This window comes from Paenibacillus plantarum (assembly GCF_013141695.1).
Taxonomy (GTDB): Bacteria; Bacillota; Bacilli; order Paenibacillales; family NBRC-103111; genus Paenibacillus_E; species Paenibacillus_E plantarum.
In genome coordinates, this window is sequence record NZ_WHNY01000082.1 from 183824 (window position 1) to 206291 (window position 22468).

Sequence of the window (22468 nt, forward strand, 5' to 3'; positions counted from 1 at the left end):
ATCAATACAGCAGGCGAATGACTTCATTTGCAGCAATAATACTCAGTGGCTGCGCCTCAAGCCGATTATTCGCCCAATTATGTTCAAACATGACAAGCATCACCTGATTCGCTAGGTGCGGCTTCGCTAACATGGATAACAAAGAGGTTGTTGACTCCTGAAGATACGAAATGTTAGCTAGGGGGAGTTGCTTGCCCTGTTCATCTAGTAAGATATAGCAAGTTTCAGTCTGTTTGATTTCTGCATAATGAAGCAATACAACCGGATGCTTATCAGAAAGTGGGTTTTTGATGAGATTTTTCACTTGTTTGATAACATCTGGGTATGATTTCGAAGCGAATTGTTGGATGTTCTGAAAATCCTCCGCTCCCGCCTCGCGGTATGTCGCGTCCTCGAATCGCACCCTTGTGTTCAGTTCACCAGGGTAAACTGCAAGTTCTTTCGCATGTACGACCTGAAAAACAGAGTCTTCTTCACGAATATATTTGGCTGCCCGAAAGGGTCTGTACGTTCGTGTGATGTGGATTTGACTACTTGGAAGCTCAGCCCAATATCCTTCATCGATGAACTCCCCTCTCGCAGAGTTCGAGTAAGATCGGAACGATAATTGCAATAGCTCAATGTCGTTGCGCACACGGGAAAGTTCTCTTAACTCGGCGATTTGCCAAGCATGCCCGATCCATTCTTCCAAGGTTGTTGCTGTATCGATAGGCAGATCTGGATTTTCCAATCTGCTGGTCAGGTACTCTTTACTTTTCTTAAGCAACGTATGTAGGGTAGTAAGTTGTTCAATGCTGACAGGATATACGTTTTCTCGCGCTTGCTCGCTTCTGAATAACAGTATGAACTCTCTAAGTGCGGATTGGATGCCCGGGATGAAGTAATTACCTAACTGTTTCGCCTGCTCTTCAGCCGTTTGAAGTGCTTTTTTATCCAAGCTGCCAAGCCCAGAAGTAACCAATTGAAGAATCAATTTCTCAGCTATACTTATTCCCTCTAATTGTGCTGTTATTTTTTTGATTAGTGCCGACTTGTTCGGTTTACGCTTAGGAGCAGGAGCATCTGTGGCGGTAGCTTCCTTCTGCTTCTCTTCCCGTTTTTCAGCTTTTTCTCTTTTGTCAGCAATATCTTGCGGAATGGGAGCAATCGTAAAAGTCTTACCTGAAGTGAAGGCATACATCAATCCGAGATTGTGTTTGCAAGGGAATTGACGGCTTGGACATGTACACCTGAAGACTGGATTGCCTTCCTTGATGACATCGACAGAACATTGATAGGGATCCTTGCCACTTCCCTTGCATTCTCCAAAAATGATCGTTCCATCTTCTGATTGACAGAGCTGCGGAAAGCTGTTTTTCTTCACCAAATCTTTGCCATTCTTGATCGCACTGCTATTGAGTGCCAGACTGTCTACATAGGCTTCGGTTAAATGATTCATTTTGTACTCCTTATAACTTGGTCATACAATCCATTTCCACACAATCCCTAAATTTCCTTTTTCATGGGCAAATCTATGCCATAATGCATGTGTATGTAAAAAACCTGAGACATAGTCTCAGGTTCCATTTTCTGTTTCTTTTAACAACACACTACACCGACATAAATCGAATCAACCCTAATATCGCGTAGCCGAACAACACCGTACCAGCTCCAATGCCCGTTATCGCACTATTCGCCACTCGGAGCTTAGGAGCTACTCGCACCGCTATAATCGAAACGGCTACCTTTAGCGCGGCAAGTAACCATAAGCTTGGATCATCAAATACACTTTTCAAACTAATGAAATGTATACCAACGATAAAAGCGATCCAGGGAGCGACATAGGCTTTAAGTTTCTTACGGATCAGTACAAACGCACCTGTACCACCCAAAACAAATTCTGCATAAAACGAAATCAGATAGTTCCGGAAGGCAGAGGATTCCGCTAAAGCCGAGGGTTCCTCCCAATTCTTCACGCTTAAATAAACACCAATCAAACAAATGATAAGAGCAATCCCAGAAGCAAGACCAAGATATAATCGCCAGCTAGCCCTCGGATTTTCTTGCGCCCAGCCGAACCAGATAAAGCTGAACAACCCAAAAACAGAAGCGTACATGGCATAATCCCTCACGTATTCCACTTGCACACCTCCTAGTTTCGTTAGTTGTCGAGCCTATCTGTGCACCTGTCATGCCAATGGTTAGGTTAATGTGATTAATTAATTCAACCTTCGAACTGACGTTCCCGATAAATAGGCTTCAATATCTTCAACTACTTGTTTGTAAAAGGCTTCATAATTCGCTTTCGCTACATAGCCAATATGCGGTGTCGTGAGTAGATTCGGGAGTGATCGATAGATATCGTCCTTGGGCAAAGGTTCAACTTCGAAAACATCCACAGCCGCTCCAGCAATCCAGCCGCCCTGCAAAGCTTCGGCAAGAGCAGCTTGATCTACGATCGGAGCTCGTGACGTGTTGATCAAATAGGCCGAAGACCTCATTCGCTTAAGATCTTCCGCTTGAATCAACCCTCTTGTCCGGTCACTTAGAACTAGATGAATCGATACAAAATCACTGTTCGCCAGCAGCTCCTCTTTGGAAGGGGCAAGTCGCACACCGACCTCGTCAGCCCGCTCTTTCGTTAAATTCTGACTCCATGCCATAACATCCATGCCAAAAGCTTGGCCAAATTTGGCAATCTTCTTACCGAGATTACCAAGTCCAATTACGCCAAGCGTCTTCCCGTACAAATCCGAGCCAACTGTGCTTTGCCATTGACCATTGCGAACCGCATTGTGTTCAGTGACAATGTTTCGAGCAAGGCCTAATAACAGCGCCCATGTGAGTTCGGCTGTTGCATTGCCAGCTCCTCCCGTACCGCAGACGACAATACCTTGCGACGCAGCGGCGGCCATATCGACAGAAGCATTGCGCATACCAGTCGTGATGAGCAACTTTAGCTTAGGAAGCCTTGCTAGTAATGCCGCGCGGAAAGGCGTCCTTTCGCGCATAATGACGATAATCTCGCAGTCTGCAATCTTTTCAACCAATTCCTCGATTTGGTCGATATGCCGATCGATCCGCTTGACCTCCACCTTATCCAAAATCTGCGACCAATCCGCAGAAGTCAAAGCTACTTGCTGGTAATCATCTAATATAGCACAGCGTAGTTTCATCATAACGATATCTCCTTCGTATTAATCTATTTGGCGAACCACTTGGAAGCTATCTCCCGTGTCTACCATTTCGAACAATTTACACCTCGATTTGGGCATTTGAAAAGGTTGATGAAGGATCAGCATCCAGGTTCCTTCAAATGTCCGGAACATCATCCCATGACCACTGTCATCTTTCACTAGTGGAGGAAGCTGTTCCCACGGACCTTGCACATTGCCAGTAGTTGACCTGGCGATCGTCTGCACATAACTGCCTGCCTGATAACTGGACCACAGCATAATCAGATGACCACCTGACGTTCGATACAATTGGCAACCGTCCGTGACATAAACACGAATATCGCCTTCAGCGAGTGCTTCTTCGTTATCCCACAGCGCTTCCGAGCCGCTGAACAAATGAATCGGTTCACCAACCGCTTCGGTTAAATCTTCCTTCAAACGTACAGCTTCGATTGTACCATCAATGGTCTGAATCCACTCATGACAGTAAACCATCCAAGGTATTTCATTTTCGTCCACATATAAAGTGCCGTCAAGTGTCATCATCGTTTCAGGAAGAACATGGGACTCATTGTTCAATAATTGAAACGGTCCTTCCAGTGAATCGCTAACAGCTATAACGGACCCTCTCCAATGCTTGGAAAACCCTTGAATCGGTTCCCCTTCTAATCGCTTTTCATTATTATGTAAGGTGACGAACAGATAGAAATTCCCCTTATACGCATGTACTTCTGGTGCCCAAGCACCATGCTGCGGATGAGCCCAACATCCTTCAGGAACAGTGAATACGATATAAGGACCTTCCCATTCAGTTAAATTCGTGCTTTTATACGTGAGGACGCCGTAACTTTCCATCCCATGTAACTTTGGTGAGCCTCCCGTGTACAAATAATAAACGCCACTATGGCTATCGGCAAAAACAAAAGGGTCGTGTGCAGGGATGTCAGCCAGCAAATGGCCTTTTTGTGGATTATTTACATCACAAGCGGAATTATAAACAGGCATATGAAATCAACTCCTTTGGGCTAATTCAATAATCGATTGAATGAAAGGTGCTTTCATTTGCGTATACGTAGCTCTATCTTCAACATACATGGAAGCAAGGTGCTTTTTAAGCTCGGCATACGCTTCTGCTTGCTTTGGATGGCTTCTTAGATAATTACGGAAGAGTAGGTTATTGTTCCATTCGTCACTGCTTTGTTCATAAACATGAAGGTGATGTGTGCCCTTCTTCCGCTCTCCCTTCCGAAAAAACCTACGATTAGGAAATTCCATTTTAGGAACATATTCATAGCCTAGTGTACTTAAGGGTTCAATAAACATATCAGCTTCGTCGAGATTATTCACACTTACAGCGATATCTAGGATCGGCTTGGACGGCATCCCACTGATTGAGGTGCTTCCGATATGCTCGATTTGGATTGCATTGCTCGGTAACACTTGAGATAGTTTCTTTTTTTCATTTTCGAATTCTCGGATCCAATCTGAATGATAAGCTTCGATGACAACTTCTTGTACCACAGGCATCCCCCTTTCATTTTCGGAACAAAAGACTTCACTCTGCTTATAATACGTGAAAAATCGCTCTTTCTTTCACGTAGTGAACAGGAATCTCGGGAAATATGCTTCTAAGTTTATTTGCCAGAAATTCCATTCCAGGCTCTTCACTCTCCGCATGACCAAGCACGATTAATGCCTTATGTCTTCCTTGATAGACAGCATCCCTTACATACTCAGGCGTTTCCCATTCTGGACCCTCCCCATAAATAATTAGGTCCAGTTGCTCTCTTTCGAATAGCGGAAGCGCATTCTGACCACCACCACGATAACCTGCGAGAAGGCCGATCTTTGAACACGCGAGTTCACGGTCACCATGTGCGCGTACGAAGGTAATTCCAAGGCGTTTCTTCACATGCTCTGCGATATTGAACACGGTTTCAGTTGGAATTTGCACGATAGAGTATGCAGGATGATGCTCCTGTACGTAAGGTATCCAATCGAGAGTCTGAAGCAATCCCTCCATGACACCATCTGGTGTATAACGGTGCAAGTAATCGTGGAATCGAAATAACGCAATCCCCGATGTTTCCAGAAGTCGTCGCTTTTCCTCATAGACAGGATCATCTTTTAGTTTTGTTGTATCATCATGATGTGAAAAAAAGGGTGCTTCGTGTGCAATTATAAGATTCGCTCCCAGGCTAATCGCTTGCTCAATAACAAATTGTGTCGGCATGAAGGCGATCACAATACCGGTCACTTCAGTGTCAGGATTGCCGAACATTAGCGTATCGACCGTGTGCTCGAGTCTCGCGACCGGGGAGATCAACGCCTCGATAACTGTTTGTATGTTTACACGCATTGTTAGTCCCTCATCTTATTCATGTATTTACTGATTCTTAATTTTATAAATATTTTTTGAATCCCTTGCTAACTGATCCGTTATAACCTTCCTTTTCGAAAAACATGTGAGCTTTCTCACGCTTAGCGTTACTAAGTAGCATTATTTTATGGCAATCTATGGATACACAGTACGCTTCAACATGCTGTAAAAGTGCACTGCCAATATGCTTACCACGATGATTTTCATGAACAATAATATTTTCAACCAAACCATATGGTCTTAAGCCATGTAGGGCTTGAAGACATATGTTTAATGTGAGGGTTCCTAAAAGTTCTCCCTCTTCCTCATAAACGAATAAAAAATTTGTAGGATCCATTCTGATTTTTTCGATTTGTTCTTCAAACACATTCATTTTCTTGCTATTCGGAACTAACATTCGATAGAGTCCGAATAATTGATCTCGATCTGTTTTTTCTGCTTCACGAATCAAATGTATCCGACGCTCCTTTATCCTTCGATTTTCGGCTCGTTCCCATCATCAGTTTGTTCCATATATATCGTTGTTTTCATACAATCACCTTGGTCTGGAAGATTTCCTTCTAGTTGGGTTAGTTAACAATTCGTCATCTTATAAATATTTCCTTTGTCTTCAGCCCCCTTAAAACTGCAAATGAACAAGAATACTATACAGACGTGAATGCCACCTCCCCACTAGGCCTGATTACAATTCAAAGGAGGAAACAAGTAATGTTCAAACAGTTCGATAAGTTATTTGGGATTGATTTAGGTACGTCCAACACAGTTATTTTTGAAAAAGGTAAAGGAATTGTGCTAAATGAACCTTCTGTCGTCGCATTTGATCAACATACAGGTGAATTATTAGCTGCAGGATCAGAAGCGCAAGCGATGATTGGACGAGCCCCCGCGCATGTGGATATCACGTATCCTTTAATACATGGTGTCATTGCAAATTTTGACAAGACCAGCTCGATGCTGAACCATTTTATAAAAAAAATTCAAGGTAGACCCTCTTTTCTTCGTAGTTCGCAAATTTACATTACGGTGCCGTGCGGCATTACGAACGTCCAAAAACGAGCGATTGAAGAAACCATCGTTCATCGTGGAGCCAAAAAAGCAATTGCTATCGAAGAACCCATTGCAGCGGCGCTTGGAGCTGGACTTATGCTCGACGAACCCATTGGTCACTTAGTTCTCGATATTGGTGGGGGGACTTGTCAAGTAGCTGTATTGTCACTTGGTGGTATCGTCGCAAGTCATACGATCAACCGAGGTGGTCTTTCGATCGATCGCGATATTATGGATTATGTGAAACGTCAATATAACATGGAAATCGGTGAACGCACCGCAGAGCTTATTAAAATCCAAATCGGAACGGCTATCCGTTCAACGGAGGAACGCTCGATAGAGATCCGCGGACGTGATTTGGTACTTGGTTTACCTCGATCCATCCGATTGGTTTCAAGTGAAATATTCACGGTGGTTAATGAGTTCTTGGATGCTTTGATCGAAGCAATTCGAGCAACGTTAGAGCTTTGTCCGCCAGAACTGGCAGGCGATGTCATGGAACAAGGCATATTGCTCTGTGGAGGCGGCGCGTTACTGGAAGGAATTGATGAACGTATTCGTGCTGATACTGGAGTTGCCGTTCATATCGCTGAACATCCACTCGAGTGTACGGCACTAGGCACAGGTTTAATGCTTGGTGTGTACAGATCGAAAAGCAAACCTCTTATGCAGGAAAACTCGAGGGAAGAACAAATCGCTGTTAGTCAATAATAAAAAGCTTAGTCTGTGAGGGAATGTCAAATGTCCCGTAGACTAAGCTTTTTGGTCATGAATTACGTTGTATGTCTATGTTATTCGGACCAGAGTGGCATGATCACCTTCAGTTCCGTACCTTCTTCCGAACTAGTTACGATTTCAATATAACCGCCATGGGAGTTGATGATGCGTTGCGAAATCGACAAGCCGAGTCCCATACCTGTTTTCTTGGTTGTATGAAAAGGTGTGAAAATGTGCTCCATTTCATCTGGATGAATACCAGTCCCAGAGTCTGTTAATAGGATATGAATCTCATTGTTCTTCGCATAGTAATCAATCTTAAGAACTTTACGAGCTGACTTCTCCATCGCATCAATACTATTATTGATTAAATTGATGAAGACTTGTCTGACTTTATCTCGATCTACCGAAACGATGATACTTTTATGTTGATGGAATTCGATGCTTACATTCTTTTCTTGCGTTTGGATGGAAGTCAAGGCAATGGATTCTTTCAGAACATCCAGAATGTCAGCTTCCTCCGTTTGGATTTTGCCACTTTTGATAAAATGATTATAATTCGTAAGGATGCTGTTCATATGGTCGCCAGCAATCCCAATATGATTAACCATCCCTTTGGCGTTGCCATCCAGCTCCTCGTTTCGTGATAAGAGGTCGGAATATCCTTTCACAACCGTAAGCGGATTATTAATTTCATGAATGAGTCCAGAAGTCGATATCTCAATTTGTTCTTCTTTCTCTTTCCTTTTCAAAATTTGCGAGGTGTCTCTTATCATTCTTGTACTCATATGAACAAAAATAAAGAAGATAATGATAGAAAACATCATGACCGCAATTTGGCTTGAATAAATGAAAGTGCCTGCCTGTAAATTCAATACGCCGATCATATACGTTAATAGGAAAGTAAGACTAAATAAAGTCAGGAAATTTCTTACATATTTATCCGTTACTTTTCTACTTGCGACTAATGTTAATAGAATACTTACGACTAATAATTTAATGTGGTTAACAAATAAGCTTCCCCATTCACCATAGATCGGGTACAAAATGGTAATCTGGTTACCGATGCCTTGGATCGACTTTAACCCTAGTACACCAAAATCTGTCCAATTGATGATATAAATAAATAGAGACCACAAAGCATAAATGGAAAGCGTATATTTATTTATGATTAGATTCATCCACTTCGCTTCATCTTTGGATAGATGTTTTAAAGAGATATAACCAACATACAAAAATGCAGGAGGCAGCATAATCGACCCAATTCGCAAGAGTTGGAACAGAAATAAGATCGTATCCGTTTTCATCACGTCGTTGCTATATAACACACTGACATCTAATTGCCATATGCTCATGAAGAACATGAAAAGTACCATGGCGTTTGTTAGTTTCGTTTTAAACAGCATTTTGCAAGACATACCCAAAAATAGAGGTACCAAAGACATAGCAGCCATTAGAATAAAATTCATAAATGAACCTACTTTCAATATCACAATTGTTTGATAATTTCCGCATACGCCTAAGTTGTTTTGCGATATCTAGCACATTCCTGAAAAAAAGACCTACAACCATAGGTGGTTGTAAGCCAGGTATTATGACTCCGTGAATTATAGCATATATCTTACACTGCGTGGAATAGTAGTAATTACACATATTTATGGAAAAAGATACAGACAAGAATGACTTGCCTTTTTAGAAAAATTGGTATCCGTTCTTTCCGTTTGCTTTAGCCCGATATAAGGCATTATCCGCATTTTTAAGTAAAATTTTCAACAAGTTGTTTTCATCTGGGGGATAAAGCACAATGCCAATGCTAACGGACAAATTGAACGCTTCTAATTGGGTATCCCAAGTTGATAATCGCTTAAGCAAATAATCAGCTAGTTTACTAATTTCTTCTCGGCTAGTGAGACCAATCAAATTAACAATGAATTCATCTCCTCCTAATCTAACCGCAAAACCATGATGCAGCTGTACGAAATTCTCAAGTCTTAAAGCGACTTCCCTCAAAACTAAATCCCCAGTATCATGACCGTATAAATCATTTATCTTCTTAAAACCATCCAAATCTAGAAACAACAATGCGCCTCCGATGGTGGAGCTTTCATCGAAATATTTATAAAGAAACTGCCGATTATAGAGTCCTGTTAAGGAATCCCTATAAGCAAGTCGTTCCAAATCCAAGTAATAGGAGAATAACTTAGCTATTCTTTGGAGCATGACTATGCTCTTCTTGTTCATTTTTTTGGCATTTGTATGAACCGCACATAGAGTCCCAAATGTATCTCCATTTGACAGAATAATAGGAATCCCTAGATAGGAATTAATATTGGCCGCAACAAGCGCTTGCCTTAAATCATCTAGATTCGCTTCTTTACTCATATCTTCAAAAACTAAAGGTGCTTTGTTTTCAAAATCAATACGGTTACAAACCGTCTCGTTAATCTCAATAACCATACCTTCATGAATACCGATATTTTCGTTAGATTCGGAAAGTTTTAATATGATTTGCTGTCTCTTTGTAAAATTAGTCAAATAAATTAAACGGTCAGGCATCGTTTCTTTTGCCATCTCTAGAATATCTTGAGCAAGTTCATCAAAGTTTTTATAAAATTGCAATTCATTTAGTGCTATTAGCATCGCAATCACACTCCATAATTTGAAATTAAGCACGTATCCGATACTTCCTTGTATTCAACAGAAAAAGATGAGACTCCTGCTTGGAACAAGCTTGCTTTACAATCGGATATGAAGAAACGAGCCAACGCAATATGCGTTAGCTCGTATTCTTCTTTAAATATGAAAACGTTGAATCTGTGTATGCAATTCATTCGCAACCTGGGTTAGTGTTGCCGCATGTTCTGTTGCGATTTCTACTATTTCTAATTGTTTTTGCACCATATCAGACACAAACTTCGTGTCTCTTCCGGTGTACTTACTAATCTCAGCTGCTTCGCTGAATGATGCATAGATTTGCTCTGAGCCCGCGGCCATCTGCTGCGACACGCCGGACACTTCCAGTGTATTTTGAAAGATGAGCTGGATATCATTTCGAATTTTCACAAACATGTCACCCGCATGCTCCATGCTGGCCAGCCCCACACCAACCTCTACCCCGCCTTGATCCATTGCAACATCTGCTTCTGTTAAGTCCGCTTGAATTTGCCCAATCAACTGCGTGATATGTTCAGCCGATTGTGCGCTCTGACTAGCAAGCTTTCTAACCTCGTCAGCTACAACAGCGAAGCCTCTACCGTGCTCTCCAGCATGGGCAGCTTCTATAGCTGCATTAAGTGCCAACAGATTCGTCTGGTCGGCGACCTCTCGCATCCATGCAATCACCTGATAGATGGCTTGTGATTTCGCATTTACTTTCTTTACTGCTTGATTCGCGTGCTGCACCGATTCCGTAAGTGCATACATACCAGCTACTGCAGATTCAATGGACTTACTCCCCAACGTTGCTAGTGTAACGGATTGTTCCGATTGCATGGCCATCGTCGACATATGATCAGCTACTCGTTGGATGTCTGAGGCAATTTCCCCCATGGCAAATGAGCTCTCTTCGATCCCTTTGGCTTGCGAATTCGCCCCTTCCGCCATATCCACGGCTTTCTGATCAATATCACGCGTAATCTTTGAAGTTTGTTCGGAAGACGAGACTAGATACTTTGTTGCTAGGTTAACTCTGTCGGCTGATTCCCTAACTTGATGAATGAGTCCTTGAATCATATCCATCATTTTATTAAAAGATTGCGCTAACTGGGCAATTTCATCCTTGCCTTGGATTTGAATTCGTTCACGTAAATCTCCTGAACTTCCAGACAGCTCGTCCAGCTTCGATTTCACTTGGCGCACCCGAGAAAGAATATGCCTGGTTACCCATAATGCGATAAGTACCGCAGCTACAATAGAACATGCAAGCACCACCAGTGCAATTGCGGATCGTTGCTTCACGAGCGTAGCTGTTTGAAGGGAACGTTCCTCGATATGCTGCTCCTGCAACAGTTGAAATCGGTTTAATAATTCAGCAAAATGTATTCGAAGTTCCGCATAATCACCTGCAAAAATACGTAACGTCTGCGCTTTGTCGCTAGCTGCGAGTTCCTTCATTTTGGTTTCCAACTCAACCAATTTCACATTACCTACATCCAAATCACGGAAGATTTGTTTCTCTTCTTCAGTCTGTAAGAGACTGACCGTTTCTTTGATGTGATTATCGATTTGTACCGCATAATTGTTATAAGTATCGCTTTCTGATTTGTTCCCAGGATCAATAATAATCCCTCTCACCGAATCCGTTAACCGAATATCTTCGTATCGTATTTGATTAGCCAGGTTAAGTAAATGAACATCATCATGCGCAAATCGTTCAAATGAGGAAGACGTCTGACGAAGTGACGCATATAGAATGGAAAGCGAAATTAAAAATAAACCAACAATAACGCCAAAACCTAACAAAAGCTTTCTTCTAATCGTCATCTGAACCCCTCCAATAAGTCACTTTATCCAAAGATAAAATAAAAGCCCGAAAGGTATCAGAATCGATAACCTCCCGGGCTTTTATCCCTCCGTGAACACAGCGCGCTGTGTGTTTTCTCTCGGACCTGACCGACGTTTAGGTCGCGGAACCCTAGAAAACTTTTATATGTTAGATAATATAACACAATTTTCGACGATATTAAACAAAAAGTTTATTAAATAATGAACGAGTGATGAAACCTGACATGTTAATAGACTATTTCTGATCGTACATTTGCATCTTTTTAAGTAAAATATCGGAAGAGACATAGGGCATGCCTGCACTAATTCGTGAAATTTCTTCACTGTTCCCTGTGTTAATGTCTTCTTTCGTCGTAAAAAACAAAGAAAATCCTTGCAGTTTCGCTTCCTCAACTACTGACTGATTATATTCCCCTAACGGGAAACAAAGGAATGAGAACTGATTGTGAAGCTTTGTCTTCAGAAACAACTCACCCAACCACAAATCTTCTCTCACGCGCTGCTTCCTCTCTTCTTCCGTCTCTGATCGTTTCTCTTTAGTCAACCAGATTCGATTCGACAGAGGAGGAACTAGGTTACCAGACTCATCCCGTTTTTTCTGATGCAGATCATAGGTATGTGAGTAAAAGCTATAGCCATCACGTCTCATTTCTAAGATTTGACTCCAGGTCAGAAAGGGCAAAGATGGATTATCGGAATCTACATCGCTCAAGATAAGGAAATTCGTCGCTGTATATCCCATCTGCTTCAGTAGAGGATAGGCTTTGTCATAAAAAGATCGGTAGCCATCGTCAAACGTAATCACCACGGCGTTCGGAGGTAATGGGGTCCGATGTGCTTGGAAACAAGCGTAGTCCTCGATGGAAACAACATTATAATGCTTATCTTTAAGTGCCTGCAGATGCTGCTTAAACTTGGCTGGTGTAATGGTGATGAAAGACTCCTGATCATCGAGATGATGATAGGTTAGAAACAATGCTTTATTTCTATAATGAATGGATTTGGTGTCTATGTTGACCGTTGTGGCTGCGTTTATTTGTGAAGCTGAGCATAGAGAATCCAATGGATCTGCATGTTGTTCCGTGTGTGTCCAACCCCCTGTGAGCAGCAGCATGAGCATGAAATATACAGGCAAATATAATCGACCTCCCTGACGGCTCCTGTACTATCCCTACAATATACTCACGGAGATAACAGTTAGAACGTTAAGGCAACAAGTCTAGAAGAGCCATATTAGCTGCATTAGCTACTTCACCTCATTGCAACTCTGCTGATCACGCTTGGATTTGGCCGAGAGTAGCTTTAGTTCGATTTTGCCGACTTAAAATGAGAAATACTCGGAGGAAATGACCAATAGTCCGATTATGCCGAACTAAATCCCCATTTTCAGTGTGCGAGCGTTGATTTGGTCAATTTAGTTGTGCAAAGTCGGACTAATTATGATTTATAGTCGCGTACAGTAAAATTAATTCGGCAAATTCGTACTAATTGGTGCTGGGCAGGACCTCGGGGATGTGTAAGTCGATTTTTTCGACTTACAGCTCCTTAGCCCGGCCCTTGGCAGCCTGTAAGTCGATTTTTTCGACTTACAGCTGCGCTGCTCAGCCTTTGGCGGCCTGTAAGTCGATTTTTTCGACTTACAGATCCACTGCCCAGCCCTTGGCGGTGTCCCCCCTCCTACCCCCGCGCCCAAAAACACAGCACAAACAAAGGAGCCAAGCGCGCACAGGCGCCTAGCTCCTTTGTCATTCAATCAAATTTATCCCTTCATCCCTAGTCGAGCAAGATTAGCGTAGCTAATCTCCAAGCTTTCGAACGGATTACGTCCGTAGCAGTCGTCCTGCTCGACCGCGGCCCACTCCACGCCAATTTCCTCGCAGGCTTGAATAATGCCTTTGAAGTTCATGTTGCCTTCCCCGATTTCGGCGAAACGCTGTTTCCGATCTGGCGTTATGCACATATCTTTGAAATGGACGACTTTCATTCGTCCGTCGACTTTGCGAATCCACTCAATGGGATCGGCTCCGCCAGCTTGCACCCAATAAACGTCCAGCTCGAAATCTACGGCTTCGGGATCAGACTCGTCAAATAAGATCTCCATACCTGTTTTTCCATCATATTTAGCAAATTCAAAATCATGATTATGATAAATGAACTGTAATCCAGCACTTTTCAATTGTCTGCCAAAATCGGAAGCTTGCTTGGCAAAAGTTGCATAACCTTGGCTTGTTTCGCGGAATTCCGGTGGAAGTCCACCCAATCCAACATATTTGCAATCCCAGGCCAAATGTTTCTCAATGACCGAATCCATATCGTTTAACAAATCGTTATACCCGATATGCGTAGCACAAATGCTCAAGCCTTCTTGATCCGTAAGCGCTTTAAACTCATGAATACCAATTGGACCAACACCTGACGCTTGCACGGAGTTGTACCCCATTTGCTTCACTTTCTTCAAGCTGTCGCTAATGTCCTGTGGGGTTTGCAGAAAGTTACGAACTGTATACAATTGCGTGGCGATTTTCATTCATCTCACTCCATTCAACATATTTGGCTCTTTACATATATATCATGGAATGGACGGATGAGCTATATAAATCTATTAACTTTTTCCATTTTACATATTTCTGCGATACTGTCCGCCTACTTCATATAAGGCATTTGTGATTTGCCCGAGCGATGCTACTTTAACCGTTTCCATGAGTTCTTCAAAAAGGTTCCCATTATTGCGAGCTGTCTGCTTTAAACGTTCAAGAGCCGCAGGACAAACTAACTTGTGCTGTTCATGAAAAGCTTGAAGCCCAGCAATTTGAGTTTCTTTCTCCTCAACGGTTGAACGTGCCAGTTCGATGTCAACGACAGGCTGATGATCACTCTGTTTAATAAACGTATTCACACCGATAATCGGGAGCTCTCCGGCATGCTTTTTATGTTCATACAAAAGAGACTCTTCTTGAATCTTCCCGCGTTGATATTGCGTCTCCATTGCCCCTAACACGCCGCCGCGTTCATGAATTCGATCGAATTCAGCTAACACAGCTTCTTCCACAAGATCCGTTAAATCATCCACGATAAAGGCACCTTGCAGTGGATTCTCGTTCTTCGTCAAGCCCAATTCCTTATTGATGATCAATTGAATCGCCATCGCCCTGCGGACGGAATTCTCTGTCGGAGTCGTAATCGCTTCATCATAGGCGTTCGTATGCAACGAATTGCAATTATCATAGATCGCCATGAGTGCCTGCAGGCTGGTACGAATATCATTGAAGTCCATTTCCTGAGCATGTAAAGAGCGGCCTGATGTTTGAATATGATACTTCAACTTCTGACTGCGCTCATTGCCACCATATTGATCTCGAATGACCGTTGACCAGATGCGACGCGCAACTCTACCCATGACGGTATACTCAGGATCGAGTCCATTGCTGAAAAAATAAGATAAATTCGGTGCAAAATCGTCAATATGCATACCGCGACTCAAATAATATTCCAGAAACGTGAAGCCATTTGCTAATGTAAAAGCCAACTGCGTAATGGGATTTGCTCCCGCTTCCGCAATATGATAGCCGCTTATACTAACGGAATAATAGTTTCGCACCTTATGATCAATGAAATATTGCTGCATGTCACCCATCATTTTCAACGCAAATTCAGTTGAGAAAATGCAAGTGTTCTGCCCCTGATCCTCCTTCAAAATATCCGCTTGCACGGTTCCCCGTACCGTTTGAAGCGTCCATGCTTTCATTTGCGCATACTCTTCTTCCGTAGGTTGCCTCCCAGTGTTCTGAATAAATTTCTCGACTTGCTGTTGAATCGCCGTGTTCATGAACATGGCCAAGATCATTGGCGCAGGTCCATTAATGGTCATGGAAACGCTTGTAGATGGATGGCACAAATCGAATCCAGCATAGAGCTTATTCATATCAGCTAATGTACACACATTTACGCCACTGTTCCCTATTTTTCCATATATATCGGGCCGATAGTCCGGATCATGGCCGTACAAGGTCACACTGTCAAATGCCGTCGACAATCGTTTCGCTTCCTCATTTTGGCATAAATAGTGGAATCGTCGGTTGGTACGCTCTGGTGTTCCTTCTCCGGCAAATTGGCGCTTCGGCTCTTCATTCGTTCGCTTAAAAGGAAACACACCTGCGGTGTAAGGAAAGTAACCCGGCAAATTTTCTTTCAACAGCCATTGAAGGATTTCCCCATCATCCTCGTATCTCGGCAAACTGATCTTGGGTATCTTACTTCCAGACAACGATTCCGTATATAGAGCGGATCTGATCTCTCGATCGCGAACGCGAGTGACGAGTTCATCTTGTGCGTAGACTTCACGAATTGCAGGCCAATCTTCAAGAAGCTTGAGACTTGTTGGGTGAAGATTCGCCAGATAATGTGCGATCATATCATCGATTTTGCCTATTATCGCATCTGTTTCTTCCTTGGAGTTAAACAAACTAGGATGCTCCGACAGCATCATCGTTTTTGTCCCCCGAAGTTGATATAGCTTACGCGCGATCCCGACTTGCTCACAAGTGAATCGCTTATACCGTCGGATCGTTTGCACAATGTCGCCGAGGTAACCGATACGGTTTGGTGGAATGATCGCATTCTTAGTCGTTTCGGGCAGCAAATCCATCTCTTCAATAAGCCAATCTCCACCTGTTTTCTCCGCAATGAGCTTCATAACCTTGCCGAATAGAACATTTGTTCTACCATCATTAAATTGACTAGCACTCGTGCCATAAACCGGCATTTCCTGGACAGGTGTATCAAATAAACCATGACTTCTTTGGAATTGTTTACGCACATCACGTAAAGCATCCTCGGAGCCACGTCGATCAAACTTGTTGATGACGACAATGTCGGCGTAATCGATCATGTCTATTTTCTCCAGCTGAGTTGCTGCGCCAAATTCACTTGTCATCACATACATCGCCACATCACATAGCTTTACGATCGCAGAGTCGCCTTGTCCAATCCCACTTGTCTCCACAATCACTAACTGATAGCCAGCCGCTTGAACCACTTGTATGGCTTCCTTGGTCGCAAGGCTCAGTTCAGACTTCGCCCCCCGTGTCGCTAAGCTGCGCATATAGACATTAGGGCTATTGATGGCATTCATTCGGATCCGATCCCCGAGGAGTGCACCGCCTGTTTTCATTTTGGAAGGGTCGATTGAAATGATTGCGATGCTTCTATCTGGATATTGAGAGAGAAATCGCCTGACCAACTCATCCGTTAGCGTACTCTTTCCAGCTCCCCCTGTTCCCGTGATACCAAGTACCGGTGCCTGACAAGCTTGTTTTTTAGCTAAAATAGGTACTACTTGCTCCCATTGTTCGCTTCCAGCGACTTCTTCGGCTACAGTTATCATGCTCGCCACTAAGCTCCAATGGTTTTCTTTTGAAATGTGCAGGTCATCTAAGTCATTTGGAAGCTTCCTTGGCGTAGGGTAGTCAACTTCTCGAATCATATGATTGATCATGCCTTGTAACCCAAGCTCGCGTCCATCGTCTGGCGAAAAGATTTTGGCAATACCATATTGGTGTAATTGATGGATCTCGGAAGGAACAATTACGCCGCCACCGCCAGCGAATATTCGAATGTGCCCGGCTCCTTTTTGCTGAAGAAGATCAAACATGTAGGTCAAATATTCAATATGTCCCCCTTGATAGGTGGTTATTGCAATGGCTTGCACATCTTCTTGGATAGCAGCATGGACGACTTCCCGGGCGGATCGGTTATGACCCAGATGGATCACTTCAACTCCCGATGCTTGCAAAATCCTTCGAATAATATGAATGGTCGCATCATGTCCATCAAACAAAGCTGCCGCCGTAACAAATCGTACTGGATTCTTGGGCCGATAGACTTGTGTGTTCACAGGAAACCCACCTTTTTATGATAGTCGTCGTAGAATCATCCAAGCATTGTTATCGCGTTTCACTCGATTTCTATGCAGATAAGCCGCAAATCATGTCCGCGTCATGTTTCAATGCCTTCCATCATAGGCTATTAATTGAACCACTGAACCATTCTTCGTGAGGCGGGTGAACCCAATGTCCGAGCAGAACGATCATGGATCGAAATATTTTGAGCAGATGCTGACGATCATTGATGTCGGTGTTCACCTGATTGATAACAAGGGAATCACGATTTTTTATAATGAGAAGATGGCGGAGACGGATGGTTTGAAAAGGGAACAGGTTGTGGGAAAAAACTTCTTCGAACTCTTCCCTTCCCTTACGAATGAAACGAGTACTTTCATGAAAGTACTGCAAACCGGGATTGAAATCCGCGAGAAAATTCAAACGTACGTGAATGTTACGGGGAAAAGGATCACAACTATTAATAGTACGTACCCACTCATGGAAAATGGTGAAATTATCGGTGCCTTAGAAGTTGCCAAAGACATTACGAGTATCGTTCATCTGCATGATCAAATTCTGGATCTCAGGCATCAAATCTATGAATCACCGTCCAAGGATAAAAAAAATGCGAGCTCCGCACGTTACCATTTCAGTGATTTAATTGGAAAAAGTGAAACCTTCTTGCAAACCATCGCCTTTGCCAAAAAGGCATCGCGCACGAGTTCACCCGTTCTGATCTCAGGACCTACCGGTACGGGAAAGGAATTGTTCGCCCAAAGCATTCACAATGCAGGAGCCCGTAGGAACCGACTGTTTATTGCTCAGAATTGTGCAGCAGTCCCCAATGAGTTGATGGAAGGGATCATGTTCGGAACCGCGAGAGGCGCGTTTACTGGCGCGATTGATCGCGCAGGATTATTCGAGCAAGCTAACGGTGGAACGCTTTTTCTAGATGAGTTAAATAGCCTGGATTTATTTCTGCAGGCCAAATTATTGCGAGTCCTTCAAGACGGTATCGTTCGTCGCGTCGGTGGCACACATGAGCAACAAGTCGACGTTCGCATTATTACAGCCATGAATATCGATCCGAAAGAAGCATTAGGCAAAGGTTTGCTTAGAAGCGATCTGTATTACCGGCTCAATGTCGTGAATTTGCATCTACCACCTCTCGCGCAAAGAATAGACGATATCCCTCTTCTCACTTCCCATTTTATTGACAAATTCAATCACCTATTCGGCATGAAAATAAATGGCGTATCCCCATCCGCTTTGGCGGCCTTAGTGAACTACCATTGGCCCGGCAATATACGTGAATTAAGTCATGCGATCGAATCCACCTATAATATGATGGAGCTGGAGTGTGAAAGGATTGAAGATCATCATCTACCCGCGTATCTCTTGGGACATACACGCACAACAACGCTTCGATCCAGTCCTCGGAGTGACCATATTGAAGATTTCTCGACCGGTAGATTAACCGACAAAGTGAAGCAACTGGAAAAAGAAACGATCACGGATGCACTAGCTTTTCATCAATATAACATCACGCTCACCGCACAAGCGCTTGGGATCAAGCGTCAAGCTTTACAGTATAAGCTGAACCGCTATGGCATTGTTAGAAAGCCATAAGTTCTAAGGATTTGCACGACTCCGAGAGGGGTCTTTTTTTCTTTTATTAATTGAAAAGTGAAAAGTTGGCATCCTTCTTGCATCTTACTATTGGTGAGAAGACATCCATGCTGGAGGTGCAATGATGGAACGACGTGACTGGAAACAAGTTGAGTTATGGAAGCATGTGACAGATGAGCAATGGAATGATTGGCTGTGGCAGCTGACACATACCATTCGAACGTTAGATGATCTGAAGAAGGTCGTGAATTTAACTCCCGAGGAAGAAGAAGGCGTTCGCATATCAACGCAAACCATTCCTTTAAATATTACGCCTTATTATGCCTCTTTAATGAATCCTGATGACCCGCGATGCCCGATTCGTATGCAATCTGTTCCCATTTCTGCTGAGTTATTGAAAACCAAATACGATCTTGAAGATCCTCTTTTCGAAGATGAAGACTCCCCTACTCCCGGATTAACACATCGATACCCGGACAGAGTGCTATTCTTGGTAACGAATCAGTGCTCCATGTACTGCAGATACTGCACACGCCGCCGTTTCTCTGGTCAGGTAGGTATGGGCGTACCGAAAAAACAGTTGGACGATGCGATTGCTTATATTCGAAATACGCCGGAAGTACGAGACGTGCTGCTATCTGGTGGGGATGGTTTATTAATTAACGACAATATTTTGGAGTATATTTTGAAAAATTTGAGGGCGATTCCCCACGTGGAAATCATTCGTATCGGGACTAGGGCTCCTGTTGTTTTCCCGCAGCGAATTACCGAGCATCTGTGCAATATTATCCGCAAATATCACCCCGTATGGTTGAATACACACTTTAATCATCCATTGGAAATAACGGAAGAAGCGAAAAAGTCCTGCGAAATGCTTGCGAACGCTGGCGTTCCGCTTGGCAATCAATCCGTGATTCTTGCGGGCATCAACGATAGCACCTACATCATGAAGAAGCTCATGCATGATCTGGTGAAAATACGTGTGCGTCCCTACTACATTTATCAGTGTGATTTATCCGAGGGCATCGGTCATTTCCGTGCTCCTGTGTCCAAGGGACTTGAAATTATTGAATCCCTTCGCGGTCACACTTCGGGGTATGCTGTGCCTACCTTCGTCGTTGATGCACCTGGCGGTGGTGGGAAAATCGCACTTCAACCCAACTATCTCATCTCACAAAGTCAGGATAAGGTGATTCTGCGCAATTACGAAGGTGTTATCGTGGGTTACCCCGAGCCGAAAAACTATATACCTGGCCGTGCAGATGAATATTTCAACGAAATCTATGGCATCCAAAAACAACCGGAAAGCACTGGCATCATTGCCCTCATGAAAGATGAAAAATTTACCTTAGTGCCAGAAAATTTGCGCAGAATTGGTAGACGGAAGACGTATCAGGAAACACCAGATCACCTGTCGCTGAAGGATAAACGACCGATGCGGGATGAGATGAAGGACAAATTGATGAAGGCTCAGCAGAAGGAGAAGAAAGTGAGTGTAACAGAGGCGCCAGGAGAATAGTTGGAATTTCTTTAGCCGAACAGAATAGACAGTAGCTCTACAGAACAGACAAGTGAATAACTGGATTTCCTGTAGCTAATTTGGCGAAAATGGCACTCTAGAGGTAAATAACTGGATTTCCTGCAGGTAATTCAGTGATATTTCCGCAGAATGCCTCAACTTGGCTGAAATAACTGGAGGTTTTCCAGCTAAACTCGAATTTGGCGGAATCGGGCTGAAATTAGCTGTATGTTTTCCAGTTATTGTGTCAGAGTGCACAAGGAGCACCTGCTAGGAGCGGGTAAAACATCCATTTATACAAGAAAAGCACCAATCAGAGGTGCTTTTTTGTGTTGCTAAACCTCCTCTGCCATCGAACACAGCATCCCTATGCCTCCGAATTATCCAATCCACACCACTGAATGATGGTCAATGCGATAATCTCAGCAGCCTCGAACACATGCTCCAGCACGATGTGCTCGTTCGGATAATGGGCAACTTGCGTGATCCCTGGGCCGAAAACGATACAAGGAGTATCACCAACTTGGGTGAGCAATCCTCCGTCTGTCCCCCATGGTGAGGCTTCAATCACGGGTTCATCCTGTTTAACCGCACGAAATTGCTGCATAAGCACCTGCATGAAAGCATGATCGGGATCGACGTTGCCTGGCACCCATTGCGCGCCGAACCATTCGACCGTTGGCGGATGTGCTGCGAACCATGGATCTTTCACGCTCAGCTTCGCCATCCACTGACGCATTTCCTCCTTAGCGTCATCAAGCGTTTCCGCTGGCGCGACACCCATTCGCCCCTCCAACTTAACCGTATCGGCAACGGACGACGGCCAATTGCCTCCCTGAATAACGCCGATGTTAATGGGGATCGGAATTGGGTTATTGGCATACAACGGATCTGAGATCCGTGCATTTCGATCCACCTCAAGCTCCCTAATATGCTGAATGACTGCGATGCTTTTCTCAATCGCGCTAACACCCTCATACCGTGTTCCACCATGAGCCGAACGCCCTTTCACCTCCATACGGAACCACATAGAGCCTTGCTGCTTCGGAAAAATGCGCATATTCGTAGGCTCAGGAATGAGCGCTGCATCGGCCTTATACCCTTTTACAATGGCCGCTAAGGTCCCTGCTCCTCCACTTTCTTCTTCAATGACACTTTCAAAAATAATATCGCCTTTCAACTTTATTCCGAGACTCTGAACTGCCTCGATTGCCATAAGCAGTGAGATGTTCCCGCCTTTCATATCCGTCGCACCACGACCATACAGCTTACCGTCCACCACATTGCCGCTGAATGGATCATCCTGCCATTGAGCTCGATTTCCTTCTGGAACGACATCCATGTGACCATTAAGTAAGAGTGATCGTCCTCCTCCAACACCTTTCAAAACACCAACCACATTCGGACTCCCGATAAACGTGTTTCTTGGGGAACAAAAATATGGATGTAACGCCAATGCCTCACCATCAGGTTCCCATAGATCAACATCGAGCGATAGCTCTAACAATTTGTCAGCGATGAGGAATTGAGCCCTCTGCTCATTCCCTTGTGTACTGGGTATTCTTACCAACTTCTGAAGAAACGCTGTACTTTCCTCACGATGAAGATGTATCCATTCATGAATGTGCTTTTGCAACTC

Annotated in this window: 17 protein-coding genes and 1 riboswitch; of the genes, 3 read left to right on the plus strand and 14 right to left on the minus strand. The window is 43.6% G+C overall.

Annotated elements, in window-relative coordinates; all coding sequences use genetic code 11:
- Position 1: 1 nt before the first annotated feature.
- The 7 genes from GC096_RS34070 to GC096_RS34100 all read right to left on the minus strand — a co-directional run bounded on the left by GC096_RS34070 (position 2) and on the right by GC096_RS34100 (position 5986).
- Positions 2 to 1438 (minus strand): SWIM zinc finger family protein, encoded by a 1437-nt coding sequence (locus GC096_RS34070; protein ID WP_171636864.1) that lies wholly within the window; start codon positions 1436 to 1438, stop codon positions 2 to 4.
- A gap of 151 nt (positions 1439 to 1589) precedes the next feature.
- Positions 1590 to 2120, minus strand: a complete 531-nt coding sequence (locus GC096_RS34075) for a hypothetical protein (protein WP_171636866.1) — start codon at positions 2118 to 2120, stop codon at positions 1590 to 1592.
- Positions 2121 to 2198: 78 nt separating this feature from the next.
- Positions 2199 to 3158, minus strand: a complete 960-nt coding sequence (locus tag GC096_RS34080; protein ID WP_246303156.1) for a D-2-hydroxyacid dehydrogenase family protein — start codon at positions 3156 to 3158, stop codon at positions 2199 to 2201.
- 18 nt (positions 3159 to 3176) lie between these two features.
- The gene (locus tag GC096_RS34085; RefSeq protein ID WP_171636868.1) at positions 3177 to 4160 is read right to left on the minus strand and encodes a glycoside hydrolase family 43 protein; all 984 of its coding nucleotides are present in this window, start codon (positions 4158 to 4160) and stop codon (positions 3177 to 3179) included.
- A gap of 6 nt (positions 4161 to 4166) precedes the next feature.
- Positions 4167 to 4676, minus strand: coding sequence for a GrpB family protein (locus GC096_RS34090; protein WP_171636870.1), 510 nt, complete (start codon positions 4674 to 4676; stop codon positions 4167 to 4169).
- A gap of 43 nt (positions 4677 to 4719) precedes the next feature.
- Complete coding sequence (locus tag GC096_RS34095; RefSeq protein WP_171636872.1) at positions 4720 to 5514, minus strand: Nif3-like dinuclear metal center hexameric protein; 795 nt, start codon at positions 5512 to 5514, stop codon at positions 4720 to 4722.
- Between the two features lie 43 nt (positions 5515 to 5557).
- On the minus strand, positions 5558 to 5986 hold the full coding sequence (locus tag GC096_RS34100) for a GNAT family N-acetyltransferase (protein ID WP_171636874.1): 429 nt from the start codon (positions 5984 to 5986) through the stop codon (positions 5558 to 5560).
- Between the two features lie 257 nt (positions 5987 to 6243).
- Here GC096_RS34100 and GC096_RS34105 point away from each other — a divergent pair, with 257 nt between their 5' ends.
- Positions 6244 to 7293, plus strand: a complete 1050-nt coding sequence (locus GC096_RS34105) for a rod shape-determining protein (RefSeq protein WP_171636875.1) — start codon at positions 6244 to 6246, stop codon at positions 7291 to 7293.
- Between the two features lie 80 nt (positions 7294 to 7373).
- Here GC096_RS34105 and GC096_RS34110 read toward each other — a convergent pair whose 3' ends face one another.
- The 6 genes from GC096_RS34110 to icmF all read right to left on the minus strand — a co-directional run bounded on the left by GC096_RS34110 (position 7374) and on the right by icmF (position 17695).
- Positions 7374 to 8768 carry a sensor histidine kinase gene (locus tag GC096_RS34110; protein ID WP_171636877.1) on the minus strand — a complete coding sequence of 465 codons (1395 nt, stop codon included), beginning with the start codon at positions 8766 to 8768 and terminating at the stop codon, positions 7374 to 7376.
- A gap of 223 nt (positions 8769 to 8991) precedes the next feature.
- Positions 8992 to 9972, minus strand: a complete 981-nt coding sequence (locus tag GC096_RS34115; protein ID WP_312886408.1) for a sensor domain-containing protein — start codon at positions 9970 to 9972, stop codon at positions 8992 to 8994.
- A 120-nt stretch (positions 9973 to 10092) separates the two neighbouring features.
- Positions 10093 to 11781: a methyl-accepting chemotaxis protein gene (locus tag GC096_RS34120; RefSeq protein WP_171636879.1), complete on the minus strand. Its 1689-nt coding sequence runs from the start codon at positions 11779 to 11781 to the stop codon at positions 10093 to 10095.
- Between the two features lie 68 nt (positions 11782 to 11849).
- A riboswitch (guanidine-I (ykkC/yxkD leader) is annotated at positions 11850 to 11947 on the minus strand.
- 90 nt (positions 11948 to 12037) lie between these two features.
- The gene (locus tag GC096_RS34125) at positions 12038 to 12937 is read right to left on the minus strand and encodes a polysaccharide deacetylase family protein (RefSeq protein ID WP_171636881.1); all 900 of its coding nucleotides are present in this window, start codon (positions 12935 to 12937) and stop codon (positions 12038 to 12040) included.
- 624 nt (positions 12938 to 13561) lie between these two features.
- The gene (locus GC096_RS34130) at positions 13562 to 14329 is read right to left on the minus strand and encodes a sugar phosphate isomerase/epimerase family protein (protein ID WP_216626351.1); all 768 of its coding nucleotides are present in this window, start codon (positions 14327 to 14329) and stop codon (positions 13562 to 13564) included.
- Positions 14330 to 14419: 90 nt separating this feature from the next.
- Positions 14420 to 17695: a fused isobutyryl-CoA mutase/GTPase IcmF gene (icmF, locus tag GC096_RS34135; RefSeq protein WP_171636883.1), complete on the minus strand. Its 3276-nt coding sequence runs from the start codon at positions 17693 to 17695 to the stop codon at positions 14420 to 14422.
- A 175-nt stretch (positions 17696 to 17870) separates the two neighbouring features.
- On the opposite strand from icmF, the gene GC096_RS34140 reads away from it, so the two are divergent.
- Entirely contained in the window at positions 17871 to 19310 is a 1440-nt protein-coding gene (locus GC096_RS34140; protein WP_171636885.1) for a sigma-54 interaction domain-containing protein, read from the plus strand.
- A 121-nt stretch (positions 19311 to 19431) separates the two neighbouring features.
- Positions 19432 to 20829, plus strand: a complete 1398-nt coding sequence (kamA, locus tag GC096_RS34145; RefSeq protein WP_171636887.1) for a lysine 2,3-aminomutase — start codon at positions 19432 to 19434, stop codon at positions 20827 to 20829.
- A gap of 367 nt (positions 20830 to 21196) precedes the next feature.
- On the opposite strand, the gene GC096_RS34150 is transcribed toward kamA, so the two are convergent.
- On the minus strand, positions 21197 to 22465 hold the full coding sequence (locus GC096_RS34150) for a peptidase (protein WP_171636944.1): 1269 nt from the start codon (positions 22463 to 22465) through the stop codon (positions 21197 to 21199).
- Between the last annotated feature and the right edge of the window lie 3 nt (positions 22466 to 22468).

What these genes read in the sequence shown, in the direction of transcription:
- GC096_RS34070 (WP_171636864.1), bottom strand. Translation starts at nt 1,438, where the DNA reads ATGAATCATTTAACCGAAGCCTATGTAGACAGTCTGGCACTCAATAGC.
- GC096_RS34080 (WP_246303156.1), bottom strand. Translation starts at nt 3,158, where the DNA reads ATGATGAAACTACGCTGTGCTATATTAGATGATTACCAGCAAGTAGCT.
- GC096_RS34085 (WP_171636868.1), bottom strand. Translation starts at nt 4,160, where the DNA reads ATGCCTGTTTATAATTCCGCTTGTGATGTAAATAATCCACAAAAAGGC.
- GC096_RS34095 (WP_171636872.1), bottom strand. Translation starts at nt 5,514, where the DNA reads ATGCGTGTAAACATACAAACAGTTATCGAGGCGTTGATCTCCCCGGTC.
- GC096_RS34105 (WP_171636875.1), top strand. Translation starts at nt 6,244, where the DNA reads ATGTTCAAACAGTTCGATAAGTTATTTGGGATTGATTTAGGTACGTCC.
- GC096_RS34110 (WP_171636877.1), bottom strand. Translation starts at nt 8,768, where the DNA reads ATGAATTTTATTCTAATGGCTGCTATGTCTTTGGTACCTCTATTTTTG.
- GC096_RS34120 (WP_171636879.1), bottom strand. Translation starts at nt 11,781, where the DNA reads ATGACGATTAGAAGAAAGCTTTTGTTAGGTTTTGGCGTTATTGTTGGT.
- GC096_RS34130 (WP_216626351.1), bottom strand. Translation starts at nt 14,329, where the DNA reads ATGAAAATCGCCACGCAATTGTATACAGTTCGTAACTTTCTGCAAACC.
- GC096_RS34140 (WP_171636885.1), top strand. Translation starts at nt 17,871, where the DNA reads ATGTCCGAGCAGAACGATCATGGATCGAAATATTTTGAGCAGATGCTG.
- kamA (WP_171636887.1), top strand. Translation starts at nt 19,432, where the DNA reads ATGATGGAACGACGTGACTGGAAACAAGTTGAGTTATGGAAGCATGTG.